Origin of the sequence: uncultured Campylobacter sp., assembly GCF_938045595.1 — a bacterium.
Classification (GTDB): Bacteria; Campylobacterota; Campylobacteria; order Campylobacterales; family Campylobacteraceae; genus Campylobacter_B.
In genome coordinates this window covers 1-3,403 of sequence record NZ_CALIBB010000235.1, presented here as the reverse complement: position 1 = coordinate 3,403, position 3,403 = coordinate 1, and the positions used below count along the sequence as shown (strand labels likewise).

Genomic DNA, 3,403 nt, shown 5'->3' with positions numbered 1-3,403 from the left:
TTTTTAGTAACTAACTCGCCTTTCGGCTTGTTATAAACGATCATCGTAAATTCCGTCTTAGGCTTGATGAGGCGCGAGCCTATGCGGATCTTCTCCTCGCCGCTAACCTCTATAAAATCGCTAACGACGCGACCGTTAATGCTAACCTTGCCCTGCTTGATCAGCTCGTCCGCCTCACGGCGTGAGTAGGCGGTGTTATGAGAGATAAATTTATTCAGACGCATCTTTTGCATTATTTTAGCCCCAAGCTAGTTAGATCGTGAATATGCAAGATCCCCGCGGGCACGCCGTTTTCGACTACGGGCAGGACTTGGATTTTAAATTGCTCGATCAAATTTAGCGCATCTATTGCGAGCATATTTTTATCGTCCAGCATTTTAGGATTTTTGGTGGCATATTTCAGCGCGCTGTCATTGATGTCAAAATCCTCTCGCATCAGTGCGCGGCGCAGATCGCCGTCGCTTAGGATCGCCTCGAGCGCGCCCTTTTCGTTCACTAACAAAACGGTGCCGAGCTTTCCGTGCGTCATAACGTCAATGGCTTGTTTTAGGCTGGCGTTACGGCTTGCGACCGGTAAATTTTTGCTTTGCATCACGTCTTTTACTTTGACGAAAAGCCGCTTGCCGAGGCTGCCGCCCGGGTGAAAATTTGCAAAATCCTCCTTGCCGAATCTGCGCTGCCTCATCAAACAGATCGCTAACGCGTCTCCTAACGCAAGCGTTAGCGTCGTAGAAACCGTCGGTGCGGCGCCTAGCGGGCAAGCCTCTTTGACGATATTTAGGCTTATAAACTCATCGCTAACCTTACCGAGCGAGCTGTTTTTATCGCGCGCCATCGCGATGATCTTTACGCCGAAGCGTTTGAGGTGAGGCAGAATTCTAACCAGCTCCTCGCTCTCGCCGCTAAAGCTGATCGCAAGCACCATATCGTCCTTGCCGATCATACCCAGATCGCCGTGCAGCGCCTCGGTAGGGTGGACGAAAAACGACGGCGTGCCGGTGCTGGCAAGCGTCGCGGCGATCTTAACGCCTATGTGGCCGCTCTTACCCACGCCGGTGACGATTACCTTGCCTTTGCAAGCTAGGATCAAGTTTACGGCTCGCTCAATTTCGTCGCCGATAAGCTCCGCATGCCGCAAAAGCTCCGCTCCTTCGAGCCTCAGTACCTCTCGTGCCGTATCTAAAATTTCACTCATTAAACCTTCTTTTTAAAATTTGCTTTCATTTTACGCCTCTTTGCGCCACGCCTAAATTTACGCTAGCTGAAATTTCGCGCCTTTGAAATTTGCGCCATAAAATTTTAATCCGCGAAATTCTGCGCCGCTCTGCCCGCTTGCCGCGGGCTTGTTAGACGCTTTTTAATTTTACTTTACGCCGAAATTTACGCTCAAATTTTACTTGCCGCTTTAAAATTTCGCGCTACAAGACCTGCTCATGCCGCTTTTAAATTCCAACGCTGCAAAGCCCGCTTACGTCGTAAAATTCGGTACTCTACGCCCGCAACATAAAATTTCATGCACCCACGACACCGCAAAGCAAGCCTTAAATCCATAAAATTTAGCCGCGCTTACATCAAATAAATCACCGGCACAATGGTCGGATATTTTTTGATCTTTCTAAAGATATGCTTTCGCACGGCCTGGCGAATCTTGCCCTCCAGCGCCCAGTGATCGAGCAAAATTTCATCTTTTAAATTCGCTAAAAACTGCTCGATGATGCCCTGCATCTCCTTGGTAAAGTACGCCGTTTGATTATCGGCGACGAGCCCGTAGGTGATGACGCGCGTCTGAATGAGCCTCTTTTCGTTTTTGTCGATCTGCGCGATGATGACCGCGACGCCCGCATCGGCTAAATTTTGACGGTGCTTGACGATCTCGTCGGAGATCTGCTTGTTGATCTGGTTGTCGATAAAGACTTTGCCCGTCTTGACGGTCTTGACGCGCTTTAGATATTTTTCGCAAACCTCCATCTGATCGCCGTCGTTCATCAGATAGATATTTTTCTCCTCGATGCCGCACTCCATCGCGGTCTCTTTGTGTTTTACGATGTGATTATACTCGCCGTGCACGGGTAGGAAAAATTTCGGCTTTATCAGGCGCAGCATGAGCTTTTGCTCCTCGATCGAGGCGTGCCCGCTTACGTGTATCTCGCTGAAGTCCTGATACGCGACCTTTGCGCCGCTTTTTAGCAGGTAGTTAAGCACGGTCGAAACGCTGCTTTCGTTGCCGGGGATCGCTTTGGCGCTGATGATTACCTGATCGGTGGATTTGATTTTAATGTATTTGTGCTCGTCCGTCGCCATGCGGTACAGCGCACTCATCGTCTCGCCCTGCGAGCCGGTAGTAACGATTAAAACCTCATTATCTGGGTATTTGGAGACCTGATCGGCATCGACGAAGATCTTTTTGTCTAAATTTACGTAGCCAAGCTCCATCGCGGTAAATAAATTTCGCTCCATACTTCGTCCGATGACGCAGACCTTGCGGCCGTATTTTACGCCGCGCTCAATAGCCTGATAGACGCGGTGGATGTTTGAGCTGAAGGTGCTCATTATCACGCGCCCCTTACAGCTTGAAAATATCGTATCAAAGGTCTTTCCTACCGAGCTTTCGGACTTTGTGATCCCCTCTTTGTGCGAGTTCGTGCTATCGCTCATCAAAAGCATAACGCCGCGATCGCCGTAATACGCAAGGCGGTTCAGATCGGTCGGATAGCCGTCGATCGGCGTGTGGTCGATCTTAAAATCGCCCGTATGGATGATCGTGCCCGCTTTCGTTGTGATTGCAAGCGCGCTTGCATCGATAATCGAGTGCGTTATATGGATAAACTCGACCTCAAAATCGCCGATCTGATAGAGCTGACGCTTCTGCACGGGACGGAAGTAGCTACGCTCGGCTTTAAGGCCGTGCTCTTCAAATTTATTGCTTATCATCCCCAAGGGAAGCGGCGTAGCGTAGATCGGAAATTGAAATTCTTTGAAAAAATATGGCATCGCGCCGATATGATCCTCATGCGCGTGGGTGATAATGATGCCTTTGATCTTGTTTTTTATCTTGCGAACATAATCGAAGTCGGGGATTAAAATGTCCACGCCTAGCATGCTCTCCTCCGGAAAGCTCATGCCCACATCGACGATAATCGCGCTCGTATTAGTCTCAAAAACGGTCATATTCGCGCCGATCTCGCCCAGTCCGCCAAGCGGCGTGATACGCACCGTCTCATCGCTGCGATTAGCGTCTTTAAGCGGGTGCAGGCGCTCCTCGTGGATCAGCTTATTTTTCGCGATCGCATCATCCATCGCCTTCTGCCACGGCTCATTGCCGGTAAGGCTCTTTGGCATATTTGAGCGCTTTTTGTGCCTTTTCTTTTTCTGCGCATCCGCGGAGCTCGCATCGTCTACGGCG

The 3,403-nt window shown here is 50.0% G+C and carries 3 protein-coding genes; all 3 read right to left on the bottom strand.

From position 1 onward, the window contains the following. Positions 1-233, bottom strand: a 233-nt coding sequence (locus Q0340_RS08985; protein WP_298083043.1) for a S4 domain-containing protein, incomplete at its 3' end; no start/stop codon positions are given. Next, a complete protein-coding gene (locus Q0340_RS08980; protein ID WP_298083042.1) occupies positions 233-1,195 on the bottom strand; it encodes a KpsF/GutQ family sugar-phosphate isomerase in 963 nt (320 codons plus the stop codon). The genes Q0340_RS08985 and Q0340_RS08980, both read right to left, overlap by 1 nt. Positions 1,196-1,566: 371 nt before the next feature. Further along, positions 1,567-3,403: ribonuclease J (locus Q0340_RS08975; protein ID WP_298083041.1), on the bottom strand; the 1,837-nt coding region annotated here is incomplete at its 5' end.